13 protein-coding genes and 1 pseudogene are annotated in these 13,360 nt (G+C 61.6%); 6 read left to right on the top strand and 8 right to left on the bottom strand.

All coding sequences use genetic code 11. From position 1 onward, the window contains the following. The first annotated feature begins 27 nt into the window (after window positions 1-27). Window positions 28-165: a hypothetical protein gene (locus IWX85_RS10915; protein WP_196869744.1), complete on the top strand. Its 138-nt coding sequence runs from the start codon at window positions 28-30 to the stop codon at window positions 163-165. 64 nt (window positions 166-229) lie between these two features. Next, on the top strand, window positions 230-364 hold the full coding sequence (locus IWX85_RS20755; protein ID WP_255529433.1) for a hypothetical protein: 135 nt from the start codon (window positions 230-232) through the stop codon (window positions 362-364). A gap of 11 nt (window positions 365-375) precedes the next feature. On the opposite strand, the gene lspA is transcribed toward IWX85_RS20755, so the two are convergent. The 3 genes from lspA to IWX85_RS10900 form a co-directional block, all read right to left on the bottom strand. After that, entirely contained in the window at window positions 376-915 is a 540-nt protein-coding gene (gene lspA, locus IWX85_RS10910) for a signal peptidase II (protein ID WP_036805329.1), read from the bottom strand. Further along, window positions 915-3,764 (bottom strand): isoleucine--tRNA ligase, encoded by a 2,850-nt coding sequence (gene ileS, locus IWX85_RS10905; protein WP_196869743.1) that lies wholly within the window; start codon window positions 3,762-3,764, stop codon window positions 915-917. The genes lspA and ileS overlap by 1 nt, the downstream gene beginning before the upstream one ends. A gap of 123 nt (window positions 3,765-3,887) precedes the next feature. After that, entirely contained in the window at window positions 3,888-4,898 is a 1,011-nt protein-coding gene (locus IWX85_RS10900) for a bifunctional riboflavin kinase/FAD synthetase (protein ID WP_196869742.1), read from the bottom strand. A gap of 159 nt (window positions 4,899-5,057) precedes the next feature. On the opposite strand from IWX85_RS10900, the gene IWX85_RS10895 reads away from it, so the two are divergent. Both IWX85_RS10895 and IWX85_RS10890 read left to right on the top strand, forming a co-directional pair. Further along, window positions 5,058-5,615, top strand: coding sequence for an HNH endonuclease (locus tag IWX85_RS10895; protein ID WP_036805320.1), 558 nt, complete (start codon window positions 5,058-5,060; stop codon window positions 5,613-5,615). A gap of 78 nt (window positions 5,616-5,693) precedes the next feature. Then, a pseudogene (locus IWX85_RS10890) lies at window positions 5,694-6,589 on the top strand (bestrophin family protein). 64 nt (window positions 6,590-6,653) lie between these two features. Here IWX85_RS10890 and IWX85_RS10885 read toward each other — a convergent pair. Genes IWX85_RS10885 through IWX85_RS10875 form a run of 3 tightly spaced genes read right to left on the bottom strand, consistent with a single transcriptional unit; the run spans window position 6,654 to window position 9,693 of the window. Next, a complete protein-coding gene (locus IWX85_RS10885) occupies window positions 6,654-7,769 on the bottom strand; it encodes an acyl-CoA dehydrogenase family protein (RefSeq protein ID WP_196869741.1) in 1,116 nt (371 codons plus the stop codon). A 27-nt stretch (window positions 7,770-7,796) separates the two neighbouring features. After that, a complete protein-coding gene (locus tag IWX85_RS10880) occupies window positions 7,797-8,978 on the bottom strand; it encodes an acyl-CoA dehydrogenase family protein (RefSeq protein WP_036805318.1) in 1,182 nt (393 codons plus the stop codon). A 52-nt stretch (window positions 8,979-9,030) separates the two neighbouring features. Next, window positions 9,031-9,693: a YceH family protein gene (locus tag IWX85_RS10875; RefSeq protein WP_196869740.1), complete on the bottom strand. Its 663-nt coding sequence runs from the start codon at window positions 9,691-9,693 to the stop codon at window positions 9,031-9,033. Between the two features lie 18 nt (window positions 9,694-9,711). Between IWX85_RS10875 and purN the strand changes: the two genes are divergently transcribed. Together purN and IWX85_RS10865 are read left to right on the top strand one after the other, a co-directional pair. Then, window positions 9,712-10,299 (top strand): phosphoribosylglycinamide formyltransferase, encoded by a 588-nt coding sequence (gene purN / locus IWX85_RS10870; protein ID WP_036805316.1) that lies wholly within the window; start codon window positions 9,712-9,714, stop codon window positions 10,297-10,299. A gap of 181 nt (window positions 10,300-10,480) precedes the next feature. Next, window positions 10,481-11,035, top strand: coding sequence for a fasciclin domain-containing protein (locus tag IWX85_RS10865; RefSeq protein WP_196869739.1), 555 nt, complete (start codon window positions 10,481-10,483; stop codon window positions 11,033-11,035). 72 nt (window positions 11,036-11,107) lie between these two features. Here the strand turns inward: IWX85_RS10865 and IWX85_RS10860 are convergent, their stop codons facing one another. Together IWX85_RS10860 and IWX85_RS10855 are read right to left on the bottom strand one after the other, a co-directional pair. Then, the gene (locus IWX85_RS10860) at window positions 11,108-11,494 is read right to left on the bottom strand and encodes a MauE/DoxX family redox-associated membrane protein (RefSeq protein WP_036805309.1); all 387 of its coding nucleotides are present in this window, start codon (window positions 11,492-11,494) and stop codon (window positions 11,108-11,110) included. A gap of 84 nt (window positions 11,495-11,578) precedes the next feature. After that, entirely contained in the window at window positions 11,579-13,195 is a 1,617-nt protein-coding gene (locus IWX85_RS10855; protein WP_036805305.1) for a peptide chain release factor 3, read from the bottom strand. Window positions 13,196-13,360: the final 165 nt, after the last annotated feature.

The raw sequence follows: 13,360 nt of genomic DNA, 5'->3' as shown, positions 1-13,360 counted from the left end.
TGCCAAATGCCAAATGCCAAATGCCAAATGCCAAATGCCATCGCCGGGCCGCCCGAGAACCTGGCGATCACGCCTGTCGAAACCCTGGCCATCGTCGCGAACTCGCTCAATGCAGTCGAGGAAACGGCGCCTTCAAGCACGTGCCCGACCACCGCCTGTGGGTGATTGACCTTGCAGCGTTGCCGCCCCGGCTGATCGACACCGTGCTGGTCGGCCGTCAGCCTGCAGAATGTCGATCAACAAGGCCGGCAACCTGGCGCTGGCGGCCAACCGCGCCGACGACTCAGTCATCGTACTGGGCATCAGCGGCAGCAAGGTCGAACTGATCGACGAGGCCGCCATGCACGGCAAGATGACGCACTGAGCAAGGAATCCTTATTTGGCCCGGCGCACCCGCACCAGCTCATCAAGGATCAGGCAGATGGCGCCGATGGTGATGGCGCTGTCGGCAATGTTGAATGCCGGAAAATGCCAGTTGCCATAGTGGAAATCCAGAAAATCCACCACATAGCCGTGCAGCGTGCGGTCCACTACATTGCCGATGGCGCCGCCCAGGATGCACGCCATGGAAAACGAAAACAGTTTTTGCCCTGCATGCGACTTGAGCATCCAGATAATGAAAATGGCCGCCGCCACGCCGATACCGGTGAAAAACCAGCGCTGCCAGCCCGATTCGGATGCCAGAAAGGAAAAAGCCGCGCCGGTATTGTGCACACGGACGACGTTGAAGAAGCTGGTGACATAAGTCGCATCGCCCAGCCGGTAGTAGCCCAAGATCAGGACTTTCGTAAACTGGTCGGCGATCAGCAGGATCAGCGCCAGCCCCAGCCAAGGCAGCATGGCGGTCGTGGTGGATGTTTTCTTGAAGCTCGTCCGGCTGCCGGTGCCGGGCTTGGGTGCGGTGCGGGTGGCCATTATGCGAACTTCCTGTCTTCGCCCAGGCCAAACAGATTGGTCGTGCACCGGCCGCAAATCGTCGGATGCCCGGGATCGATGCCGACATCGTCGCGGTAATGCCAGCAGCGTTCGCATTTGGCATCCATACTGGCGCTTACGCTTGCCTGTAGTCCATCGCCAGCTATTAATTCAATAGCGGAGGTGATGAAGACGAACTTCAGGTCAGCGCCCAGGCTGGACAGCAGCGCATGGTCGTCGGCGTTGACCTGCAGCGCCACGTTGGCCTGCAATGATGAGCCGACCTTGCCCTCAGCGCGCAGGGTCTCGATGTCCTTGTTGACCGCATCACGCAGCTCGCGGATGCGGGTCCATTTAACCAGCAGCGCTGTATCGGCTGCGGGAAATTCGGCATAGGTCTCGATGAAGATCGATTCCGACGCGCCAAAAATCTTCCATGCTTCCTCAGCGGTGAAGCTGAGGAAAGGCGCCATCCAGCGCAGCATGGCGTGGGTGATGGCATGCAGCGCGGTTTGCGCACTGCGCCGGGAAAGCGACTTGGGGCCGGTCGTGTAGAGCCGGTCCTTCAGGATGTCGAGGTAGAACGAGCCCAGGTCTTCGCTGCAATAAATTTGCAGTTTCGAGACCACCGGGTGGAATTCATAGACCTCGTAGTGCGCCAGGATGTCGGCCTGCAGTTGCGCTGCGCGGCTCAGCGCGTAGCGGTCGATTTCAAGGAGTTCGTCAAAAGGCACGGCGTCCAGTGCCAGGTCGAAGTCGCTGACGTTGGCCATCAGAAAGCGCAGCGTGTTGCGGATGCGGCGGTAGGCATCGACAACGCGGGCCAGGATCTTGTCGTCGATGGCCAGGTCGCCCGAATAATCGGTCGAGGCGCACCACAGGCGGATGATCTCGGCGCCCAGCTTGCCGCTGACGGCTTGCGGCGCGACGACATTGCCTTCGCTCTTGCTCATCTTGCGGCCCTTGCCGTCCACCGTGAAACCGTGCGTCAGCAGTCCCTTGTAGGGCGCGCTGTCGTACATGGCGCAGGCGGTCAGCAGCGACGAGTGGAACCAGCCCCGGTGCTGGTCATGGCCTTCGAGGTACAAATCCGCCGGCCAGGCCGACTGCACGGCATGGCTGTGGCGCAGCACATGGTCGTGCGTCGTGCCCGAATCGAACCACACGTCCAGAATGTCGTTGACTTTGGTGTACTGCGCGGCGTCGGCTTCGCCCAGGATGTCGTCGGTGCTGACCTTGCTCCAGGCTTCGACGCCGCCGGCATCGACCATGTCAGCCGCCTGGTCCATGATTTCCATGGTGCGCGGGTGCAACTCGCCGGTGGCAGTGTGCAGGAAAAACGGCAGCGGCACGCCCCAGTTGCGCTGGCGGCTGATGCACCAGTCGGGCCGCCCGGCAATCATGCTTTGCAGGCGCAGCTTGCCGTTTTCCGGGTAGAAGCGGGTTGCGTCGATGGCGGCCAGGGCCAGCTGGCGCAGCGTCTTTTCAGCCTTGTTGCTGGCGAAAACGCCTTGCGTGCCGGCGGTTTCTGCGTCCATGCGGATGAACCACTGGGCCGCAGCGCGGTAGATGACCGGCGTCTTGTGGCGCCAGCAGTGCGGGTAGCTGTGAACGATGTCGTGTGTGGCGAACAGCCGGCCATGCTCGCGCAGCTTTTCGATCACCAGCGGCGCGGCTTTCCAGATGTTCAGGCCGCCAAAGAATGGCAGTTCATTGACATAACGGCCATTGCCCTGCACCGGGTTCAGGATGTCGTCGGTTGCAATGCCGTTGGCGACGCAGGAGTTAAAGTCTTCCACGCCATAAGCCGGCGACGAATGCACGATGCCGGTGCCGTCGTCGGCGGTGGCGTAGTCGGCCACAAAGATCGGGCTCAGACGGCGGTAGCTGTAGTTGCCGCCCTCATCGCCCACGTCATGAAACGGGTGCATGAAGTTCAGCAGCGCCAGGTTCTTGCCCTGCGTGGTGGCCAGCACAGTGCCGGTGAGTTGGTAACGCGCCAGGCATTTTTCGACCAGTACAGACGCCAGCAGCAATAGACCGCGTTCGGTATCGACCAGCGCGTAGTCCAGTTCCGGGTTGAGGTTCAGCGCCTGATTGGCCGGAATGGTCCAGGCGGTGGTGGTCCAGATGACGGCGAAAGCGTCTTTGGCCAAGCTTTCAAGTCCAAAGGCGGCGGCCAGTTTTTCAGGCTCGGCGCATTTGAAGCCGACATCGAGCGTCTGCGATTTTTTGTCAGCGTATTCGATCTCGAACTCGGCCAGCGACGAGCCGCAGTCAAAACACCAGTAAACGGGCTTCAAGCCCCGGTAGACAAAACCGCGTTCGATGATGCGTTTGAGCGCGCGGATTTCATTCGCCTCGTTGCCGAAATCCATCGTGCGGTAGGGGTTGTCCCATTCGCCCAGAACGCCCAGGCGTTTGAAGTCGGCCATCTGTCCGGCGATCTGCTCGGTGGCGAAGGCGCGGCTCTTGGCCTGCACCTCGTCGCGCGGCAGGCTGCGGCCATGCAGTTTTTCAATCGCGTTCTCGATCGGCAGCCCGTGGCAGTCCCAGCCCGGCACATAGACCGCGTCCAGCCCCTTGAGCTGGCGTGCCTTGACGATCATGTCTTTCAGGATCTTGTTGACCGCATGGCCGATGTGGATCTGGCCGTTGGCATACGGCGGGCCGTCGTGCAGCACAAACTTTTCCGCCCCGCAGCGCGCAGCGCGCAGCTTCTTGTAGATGCCTTGCTCTTCCCATTCCTGGGTCCAGCCTGCCTCGCGCCTGGGCAGGTCGCCACGCATCGGAAAAGGCGTGTCAGGCAGGTTCAGGGTGCTGCGGTAATCGGTTTTTGTATCGGACATGAGGTACTTTGATGGCGCTATTAGGGAGGGGCGGCCTGAAGGGACGTAGCCGCGGGGCAGGGCAGTTGGAGCGCCATTCACCGGAAAAAAGTCAATGGGCGAAGGCAGACGCGACGAGATCGTCTAAATTCGGTCGCGCGTGGTCTGGCGGGTGGTTTCAAGGTGCATCGAGGCGAAAAACGCACGCGCATCTTGGCAGTCCCGGGCAATGCCGGTTTTCAGGCTGTCGAGACCGTCATATTTCAATTCGTCGTGCAGTTTATGTAGCAGTTCCACACGGATGATTTTACCGTACGCTCCCTCCGCACCAAGGCGGGTGGGCCAGTCGAGGCAATGCGTTTCCAGCAGCACACGGCCGCCGTTGACATCATCCGGATCGAGCGAAGGCCGGATGCCCAGATTGGCCACGCCCCGCAGCGGCTTGTTGTCCAGGCAGTACACCAGCACTGCAAAAATGCCGCTGGCTGCCGGTTTCCAGTGCGAAAAACGCAGGTTGAGCGTGCGAAAGCCCAGGTCGCGCCCCAGCTTGCGTCCGTGTACAACATGGCCAGAAATGCTGTAGGGCCGCCCCAGCAGGCTGCAAGCCCGGGCCATGTCGCCCTGCGCCAGTGCATGGCGAACGGCCGAACTGGACACCCGCGTCTTGCTCACTTCGTAGCTGTTCATGCGCGCCACATCGAAATCGAGCCGGTCGCCGGCGGCGTCGAGCATGGCATAGTCGCCTGCGCGCTTCAGGCCAAAGCGGAAGTCGTCGCCCACCAGGACATAGCGCGCGCCCAATCCCTTGAGCAGCACTTCCTCGATGAATACTTCAGGCGGCTGCGACGCCAGCCGGGCGTTGAAGGGCAGGATCACGCACTGGTCAATGCCGCAGCGGTCGAGTTCGACGAGCTTGTCGCGCAGCGTGGCAATACGTGCAGGCGCCAGCTCAGGCTTGCGGGCAAGTGCCGCAAAATAGTCGCGCGGGTGTGGCTCGAAGGTCACGGCGCAACTGGGAACGCCCCGGTGCCGCGCCTCGTTTTTTAGCAGGGCCAGCATGGCCTGGTGGCCCCGGTGGACGCCGTCGAAATTGCCAATGGTCAGGGCGCACTCGGATGCCAGCTGAGGATGGTGGTGACCGCGGAAAATTTTCATGCAACGGATTATCGTTTTTATGGCGCCACGGCCCGGCTGTCAAAACATGAAAGGCGGGAAATGTCGATTGGAGCAGTTTTCACACCAGTTTCACCATTTCACTGTATATTGACCCATTGACCGTTTGCCCTCGTGTTTCCATGTTGATGGAGGTTCGTTTTGAAGGTCCTGAAACTCTCCGCCCAGGGATTGCCCCAAGCCTGGATCAGCCTTGAACTGGCCGTGTTGCATTACGCGGCTGACGAAGTGCGCTGGGAGATGGGCGCGCGCGTCGCCACCTTCCACGGCGGGCACAACGCCATCACGGGCGAGCAGTCGATCATCCATGTCAACAGCATCATCGGCACCAAGGGCGTTCCCAGCATCAACCCCTTCGACCTGGTGCCGGGGCTGACCAACAGCAAGCTGTTCATCCGCGACCGCAATGTGTGCGCTTACTGCGCCGATCATGTGGACGAGGACGACCTGACGCGCGAACACATCATCCCGCTGGCGCAGCGCGGGGTGGACACCTGGATGAACGTGGTCACCGCCTGCCGCGCCTGCAACCACCGCAAGAGCAACCGCACGCCCGAGCAGGCCCACATGCCGCTGCTCTACACGCCTTATGTTCCCAGCCTGTGGGAAGACTTCATTCTGCGCAACCGCCGCATCCTGGCCGACCAGATGGAGTTCCTGATGGCGCATGTACCCAAGTCGTCGCGCCTGCTCAGTTGAGACGCGACTGGTTTTGAATCGCGGTGCTTTGTGTTGCGGCGCTATGATCAATTAAGGGTTTCCCCTTAATCATTTTTTATGATCGTTCGTGATCGGCCTTCCGGCATCCGTCTTTTTCTTGTGGTGCGCGGCTCGATCCTGAAACGGATTCACCTCACCTTGCTGGTCAACACGCTCAGTGCGGTTGTGGTGACGGTGGTGCATGGCAACTTTTTGCCCTCAAGATCACGCTGACGACGATTCCGTTCACCCTGATGGCCCTGCCGCTGGCCATTTTTCTGGGTTTTCGCAACTCGGTCGCCTATGACCGCTACTGGGAAGGCCGAAAGCTGTGGGGCGAGTTGGTGCTGCGCTGCCACTCGCTGTCCCGGCAGTGCCAAAGCTTTATCCAGCCGGATTCAGACATGCCTGCCCAGATGCCCGAGGTGCTGGCCGCGCGCCTGCGACTGGTGTACCGCACCATCGCCTTTGTGCAGGCCCTGCGCCTGCAGTTGCGTGACCAGACCGATTACAGCGAAATCCGCCGCTGGGTGCCCCAGGCCGAGTGGTCCCTGCTTCAGGCCGCGTCCAACAAGCACGACCGGCTGGTGCTGGAAATGGGCAAGGAACTGGGGCAGTGCCAGCGCATGGGCTGGATTGACCCCTGCCTGACGGTGACCATTGACCACACCTTGTCGGCCCTGAACGCGGCGGCAGCTTCTTGCGAACACATCAAAAGCACCCCCGTTCCCTTTTCCTACACACTGCTGCTGCACCGCACGGCCTACCTGTACTGCTTTTTGCTGCCCTTCGGTCTGGTCGATACGATCGGCTTCATGACGCCGTTCGTGGTCGCCTACACCTTTTTTGGCCTGGAAGCCAATGATTTGCCACTCGACACGCTGTGCCGGGCAATTGAAATCAACCGGCTCGAATCGCTGGATGAAAGCGTGTTGCCTCCCAAACTGGAACCGGTCAACTATTGCCTGACCTGACCTGACCTGACCTGACTTTGGACGACGTGCAGTTGCGCTCCATCTTCGGCAAAGCCAGGGGTTGTCAGGCGAAAACGCCCGCCGTGTCCTGCATGTGGCTGGAGACTTCACCCAGGTGGTGCAGCGTGTCGCCAAAGCTCATTTCAAGTTGGGTCAGTTTCTTGAAGTAGTGGCTGACGATGTACTCGTCGGTCACGCCGATACCGCCGTGCAGCTGCACCGCCTGCTGGCCAACGAAGCGCATCGACACACCGAGCTGGTACTTGGCCCGGGCCAACGCCCGGCGGCGTTCGTCCGCCGGCGCATTGAGCTTGAGCGAGGCGTAGTAGCTCATCGAGCGGGCGAGTTCGAGCTGCATTTTCATGTCGGCGATGCGGTGGCGTAGCGCCTGAAAGCTGCTGATGGTCACGCCGAACTGCTTGCGCGTGTTCATGTACTCGACCGTGACGGCCAGCGCCCGGTCCATCACGCCGACGGCTTCGGCGCAGGTGGCGGCGATGCCGATGTCGATGGCGTACGCCAGCGCCTCCAGGCCGTCCAGCGTGAGCAGCGTGGCGGGCGCGTTGTCCAGCGTGAGGTCGGCGGCGCGCGCGCCGTCCTGCGTGCCGTAGCCGCGCGTCGTGACGCCGGCCGCCGAGCGTTCCACCAGAAACAGTGCCATCTGGCCGTCGGCCATTGCGGGAACGATGTAGGCATCGGCCTGGTCACCGGCAGGTACTATGCTTTTAATAGCTGTCAGCGCCCATCCATCCTGCGCAGAAGCCGCTTTTGCTTCACATTTTTCTAAATGGTAGCGTGCGGAGCGCTCTTGATAGGCCAGCACGACCAGGCTTTCGCCCGTCGCGATTTTTGGCAGCCAGGCCGCCTTGACAGCTTGCGGCGCATGCACAGACAGCACACCGCTGGCGATCAGGGTCTGGGCAAAGGGTTCGAGCACGATGCCACGCCCGAGTTCTTCCATGACGACCATGCCCTCGACCGGCCCCATGCCGATGCCGCCGTCGTCCTCGGCAATGTAAAGGCCGGTCAGGCCCAGGTCGGCCAGCTCGCCGTAGGCTTCGCGTGAAAATCCGCCTGCCTTGACGATGTTGCCGCGCCGTTCAAAGTCGTAACCCTTGTCAACCCACTTGCGTGTGGCGTCGCGCAGTGATTCCTGGTCATCGGTGAAATCAAAATCCATGATGTTTGTCCTTTAAGTCTTGTTCACTCAACCAAGCGCGAACTGCGCGACGATGTTGCGCTGGACTTCGTTGGAGCCGCCGTAAATCGTCGTCTTGCGCAGGTTGAAGTAGGTCGAGGCCAGCGGCGCATCGGCCACCTCGCCGCCGGGGAAGTCGCCCTGCCAGCCGGCCTCCATGGCTTCCTCGATGAACGGCAGGCTGAACGGGCCGGCGGCCAGCATCATGAGTTCGGCATAGCGCTGCTGGATTTCGCTGCCCTTGATCTTGAGCAGGCCGGCGATGTCGAGCGAGTTCTTGCCCGACTTGTCCGCCGACAGCACGCGCAGCACCAGCATTTCAAGCGCCACCACATCGACTTCGAGCTTGGCGATTTCGTCGCGAAAGCGCAGGTCATCGTAGACGCCTTCGGTCTTGGCGATGCGCTTGAGGCGTTCGAGTTCGCGTTTGGAGCGGTTCACGTCGGCGATGTTGGTGCGCTCGTGGCCGAGCAGGTATTTGGCGTAGGTCCAGCCCTTGTTTTCCTCGCCAATCAGGTTTTCTGCCGGCACTTCGACGTTGTCGAACCAGACCTCGTTCACTTCACACTCGCCGTCGAGCAGTTTGATCGGACGGACGGTGACGCCAGGCGAGGCCATGTCGATCAGCAGAAACGAAATGCCGGTTTGCGGCTTGCCTTCACTGGACGTGCGCACCAGGCAGAAAATCCATTCGCCGTACTGGCCCAATGTGGTCCAGGCTTTTTGCCCGTTGACAATGAATTTGTCGCCCTGACGCTCGGCCTTGCATTTGAGCGATGCCAGGTCGGAGCCGGCACCCGGCTCGCTGTAGCCTTGGGACCACCAGACATCGCCGCTGGCAATGCCGGGCAAAAAGCGCTGTTGCTGTTCCGGGCTGCCAAAGGCCATGATGACGGGCGCCACCATCACCGGGCCAAAGGGCACGACACGCGGCGCCCCGGCCAGCGCGCATTCTTCCTCGAACAGGTGTTTTTGCACCGCATTCCAGCCGGGGCCGCCAAATTCCTTGGGCCAGCCGTGGCCGAGCCAGCCCTTTTGGCCCAGGATCTTGGCCCAGCGCTGCATGTCGTCCCGCGACAGGCGCAGGGCGTTATGCACCTTGTGCGAAATGTCGGATGGCAGGTTGTCATTGACCCAGGCGCGAATTTCTTCGCGAAAGGTTTGTTCTTCGGGGGTAAACGCTAAATCCATGGGTGGTGTCTCCAGTTGTCTGATTTTTAGCACGGACCAGCGTGCCGACCTGTCAGGCCTGTGACAGCCCGAGTTCTTTATACAGGTGCGCCACCTGGCTTTCAAGCAATTCAATACGCTGTTGCATTCGTTCGGCCTGGCCCAGGGAAACCGGCTCGGTTTCCCGGTTGACCGCCTCATCGCCCGTGCCCGCCTGTGTGTAGGGCATTGACAGCGATTCGCCGCACAGCAGGTGCGCCCAGCGTTGCTCGCGCATGCCGGGCGCGCGCGCCAGCTGCACGACCATCAGCGCGCCGCTGTCGTCGCCGCGCGCTTTCAGTTCGGCCAGCGCGTCTTCGACGCTGGCGATGTCGGCAAACTTGTACCAGCGCTCGCTGCTCAGCCGCAACTCGCCCGGCGTCTGCGGCCCGCGCAGCATCAACAGGCCGAGCAGCACCGCCTGCGGCTCGCTCACGCCAAAGCCGCGCTGGAAATTGTGCTCGAAGCGCGGCACGCGGCTGGAACTGGCCTCGAACACCAGGCTTTGTTTTTTCAGCGTGTCGATGGCGGCCTGCGCCTGCGCTTCGGTCAGGTCCATCACCGGGTCGCGGCTGGTTTTCTGGTTGCAGCCAAGCACCAGCGTATTGAGCGACAGCGGATAGCTGTCGGGAACGGTGCGGGCTTTTTCCATCAGCGTGGCCAGCACGCGGGCTTCGTGGGGGGTCAGTGGTCTCATGGGGATAATCTTAGAACAATGAAAAACATCGTCATCCTGATTTCAGGCAGCGGCTCGAACATGGCCGCGATCGCCCGCTCTGCGCAAAAAGAGTACTGGCCAGACACCTTGGGCGTTCGGGTTGCCGCCGTTATCAGCAACAAGCCGGACGCTGGTGGCCTGGCGCTGGCCAGGGACTTGGGCATTGCCACCGATGTTGTGAACCACCGTGACTTTGCGTCGCGCGAGGCGTTCGACGCAGCCTTGATGTCGTGCATCGAGGCGCATGCGCCGCAACTGGTGGTGCTGGCCGGCTTCATGCGTATCCTGACGACCGGCTTTGTCGCGCACTATGCCGGCCGGCTGGTCAACATCCACCCGTCGCTGCTGCCGGCCTTTGCCGGCCTGCACACGCACCAGCGCGCCATCGACATGGGCTGCACGCTGGCCGGCACCACTGTGCACCAGGTGACTGCCGAACTGGACCACGGCCACATCCTGGCCCAGGCAGCGGTGCCGGTGCTGCCCTTTGACACGGCGGACACGCTGGCTGCCCGCGTCCTGACGCAGGAACATTTGATTTATCCCCAGGCGGTTCGCGCTTTTTTTGCGCGCAACCTGCGTTGATCAGGTGGGCAGAACATCCTTGATTCCAGGTGAACTGGATGGAGGCAACTTGTTGCAAGAAGTAAGGATTTGAATCCGGCTGGCTCATGGCACCGTATTTAGTACAGCTGGTCGCGAATCCATCTTGATTCCGGCAGGCGAGGAACCTCAACCCACCTCAACTTCATTTCAAGGATTCAACATGCAAACAAAACACAAGCTCGCATCCATTGGTCTGGCCATGGCCCTGTCCCTTTCGGCTGTGCCCTCATTTGCACAGGTGATGGTCGGTGGCGCTTCGATGCTGCCAACCAAGGACATCATTGACAACGCCATCAACTCCAAGGACCACACCACGCTGGTCGCCGCGGTCAAGGCTGCCGGCTTGGTGGAAACGCTGAAAGGCCCCGGTCCGTTCACCGTGTTTGCGCCGACCAACGCCGCTTTTGACGCGCTGCCCGCCGGCACGGTCGACACCCTGCTCAAGCCTGAAAACAAGGCCATGCTGTCCGGCATCCTGACCTATCACGTTGTGGCCGGCAAGATGGACGCCGCCGCGCTGACCAAGGCGATTGCCGCAGGCAAGGGCAAAGCAACGCTGAAAACCGTGGCCGGCGGCAACCTGACCGCCACTGCCAAGGGCGGCAAAGTCATGGTGATGGATGAAAAGGGCGGCTCGGCCACCGTGACCATCGCCGACGTGATCCAGTCCAATGGCGTGATCCATGTCGTGGACAAGGTGCTGCTGCCCAAGTAAGCCTTGTTGGTGATACGCCGACCCTGAAAGGGCGGCTTGCGGTCCGTGGACTGCAGGCCGCCTTTTTTGCATTCAGGTGGCATGGTTTCGGTTTGCGCCCCGCGTGTAGCACCAGGCCCAGACAACGGGCACGAGCTGCATTGGCAAACGCAGCCACAGCCCCGGAACACTGAACTGCGGGAACAGCTCGGGATGCAGCGCCATCTGCACATTGGCAGGAAACACCGCCACCGAAACCACGACGATTCCCCAAGCGCCCACCACCTGCCAGCGTCGCCGCAGCAGCAGGGCGCCGACGCCTGCCTCGGCAATGCCGCTGGCATACACCAGCGCCAGCGGCCAGGGCAGGTAGGGCGGCATCATGGCCACATAAAAATCGGTGTGCCAGAAGTGGTTCAGCCCTGCGCCGATGAACAGCGCGCCCAGCAGGTAACGGGAAAGTGTTTTGAGGCTTTTCATGCGTGACATGATTCGACGGATGCTGAATGCTATAAAAAAAGTAGCTGTCAGCGTATGTCCAGCATGCGCAAAAGCCATGAAACACTACATTTTTGACTGAAACACCAGCCCGGCGTGCTCGCGCAGCGCATGGAACTTGATCTTGGGCCACTGTTGCTCGACGGCGCGCAGCGTGGCGCTGTGGTCCACCAGCAGCGTCGGCGCATCGACGGCGTCCAGCGCGACACGGTGGGCATTGGCGTCCATGAATTTTTTCAACTCGTTCGGGTCATCACAGGTCACCCAGCGCGCCAGGTTGAAATTGCTTTGCATGATGCGCGCCTTGACGCCGTATTCATGCTCCAGCCGGTGCGCCACCACTTCGAACTGCAGCTGGCCGACGGCGCCCAGCAGCAAGAGCGATCCGGCAATCGGACGGAACACCTGAATCGCGCCTTCTTCACCCAATTGCGTCAACCCGGCGCGCAGCTGCTTGCTGCGCAGCGGGTCGGCCACTTCCACGGCACGGAACATTTCCGGCGCAAAGAAGGGCAGGCCGGTGAACTGCAAGGCTTCGCCTTCGGTCAGCGTGTCGCCCAACTGCAGCACGCCGTGGTTGGGAATGCCGATGATGTCGCCTGCAAACGCCGTGTCCAGCAGCTCCCGGCGCTGGCTCATGAAGCTCACCACCGTATTGGGCCGCAGTTCCTTGCCACTGCGAACGACTTTCAGCTTCATGCCGCGCGTGAATTCGCCGCTGGCCACACGCAAGAAGGCAATGCGGTCGCGGTGCGCCGGGTCCATGTTGGCCTGGATCTTGAACACCACGCCGGAAAATTTCTTTTCTTCCGGATGCACGATGCGCTGCATGGCCGGGCGGTCGGCAGGGGCCGGCGCCAGATCGACCAGCGCGTCGAGCACCTCCTGCACGCCGAAGTTGTTGATCGCCGAGCCGAAGAACATCGGCGTCTGCTTGCCGGCCAGGAATTCCTCGCGGTCGAATTCGGGTGACGCGCCTTCGAGCAGTTCGAGCTCGTCCTGCGCCTGGGTGAATTCGGCGCCAAAGCGTTTGGTGGCCTCCAGGTTGTCAAGGCCCGCCAGGATTTCATCGTCGCCGCCGGCCTTGTCCTCGCCGGGGCTGAAGACGCGCATGCGTTCTTCGCGCCGGTCATACACGCCGTGGAACAGCTTGCCCATGCCGACCGGCCAGGTGAAGGGAACGACGGCCATGCCGAGTTCGCGCTCGATCTCGTCCATCACGCTCATCGGGTCCTGCACTTCGCGGTCCATCTTGTTGACGAAGGTCAGGATCGGCGTGCCGCGCGCGCGGCAGACCTGCAGCAGACGCCGGGTCTGCGGCTCGACGCCGTTGGCCGCGTCGATCACCATCAGCGCGGCATCGACGGCGGTCAGCACACGGTAGGTGTCTTCGGAAAAATCCTGGTGGCCGGGTGTGTCGAGCAGGTTGATGACGCAGTCGCGGTATTCCATCTGCATGACCGACGAGGCGACGGAAATGCCGCGCTGCTTTTCGATTTCCATCCAGTCGGACGTGGCATGGCGCGCGGCTTTTCTGGCCTTGACGCTGCCGGCGATCTGGATGGCGCCCGAGAACAGCAGCAGCTTTTCAGTCAGCGTGGTCTTGCCCGCGTCAGGGTGGGAAATGATGGCAAACGTGCGGCGGCGCTTGACTTGCTTGGCGATTTCAGTGGTTTCGGACATAACCGCTGATTATCAGTGGAATGGCCCCCACGCTTGTCGCTTCGCGTACTGCGCTGCCCCCCGAGGGGGCCGCTGCGCCTGCAGCCCGGCAAAGCCGGTTCTGCGGCCCTGGCTGGTGAGGAAGGGCAGTGCCAGGCTGTGGCCGTTGTTGCTATCGAGAATATC

Source organism: Polaromonas sp. CG_9.11 (assembly GCF_015752225.1).
Lineage (GTDB): Bacteria > Pseudomonadota > Gammaproteobacteria > Burkholderiales > Burkholderiaceae_C > Polaromonas.
The sequence above is the reverse complement of the archived record's forward strand: the minus strand, read 5'-3'. Positions and strand labels throughout refer to the sequence as shown.

Excerpts from the sequence above, each read along its gene's own strand:
- purN (WP_036805316.1), top strand. The coding sequence starts at position 9,712 with ATGAAAAACATCGTCATCCTGATTTCAGGCAGCGGCTCGAACATGGCC.
- IWX85_RS10880 (WP_036805318.1), bottom strand. The coding sequence starts at position 8,978 with ATGGATTTAGCGTTTACCCCCGAAGAACAAACCTTTCGCGAAGAAATT.
- IWX85_RS10900 (WP_196869742.1), bottom strand. The coding sequence starts at position 4,898 with ATGAAAATTTTCCGCGGTCACCACCATCCTCAGCTGGCATCCGAGTGC.
- IWX85_RS20755 (WP_255529433.1), top strand. The coding sequence starts at position 230 with ATGTCGATCAACAAGGCCGGCAACCTGGCGCTGGCGGCCAACCGCGCC.
- IWX85_RS10875 (WP_196869740.1), bottom strand. The coding sequence starts at position 9,693 with ATGAGACCACTGACCCCCCACGAAGCCCGCGTGCTGGCCACGCTGATG.
- lspA (WP_036805329.1), bottom strand. The coding sequence starts at position 915 with ATGGCCACCCGCACCGCACCCAAGCCCGGCACCGGCAGCCGGACGAGC.
- IWX85_RS10915 (WP_196869744.1), top strand. The coding sequence starts at position 28 with ATGCCAAATGCCATCGCCGGGCCGCCCGAGAACCTGGCGATCACGCCT.
- IWX85_RS10865 (WP_196869739.1), top strand. The coding sequence starts at position 10,481 with ATGCAAACAAAACACAAGCTCGCATCCATTGGTCTGGCCATGGCCCTG.
- IWX85_RS10885 (WP_196869741.1), bottom strand. The coding sequence starts at position 7,769 with ATGGATTTTGATTTCACCGATGACCAGGAATCACTGCGCGACGCCACA.
- IWX85_RS10860 (WP_036805309.1), bottom strand. The coding sequence starts at position 11,494 with ATGAAAAGCCTCAAAACACTTTCCCGTTACCTGCTGGGCGCGCTGTTC.
- IWX85_RS10855 (WP_036805305.1), bottom strand. The coding sequence starts at position 13,195 with ATGTCCGAAACCACTGAAATCGCCAAGCAAGTCAAGCGCCGCCGCACG.
- ileS (WP_196869743.1), bottom strand. The coding sequence starts at position 3,764 with ATGTCCGATACAAAAACCGATTACCGCAGCACCCTGAACCTGCCTGAC.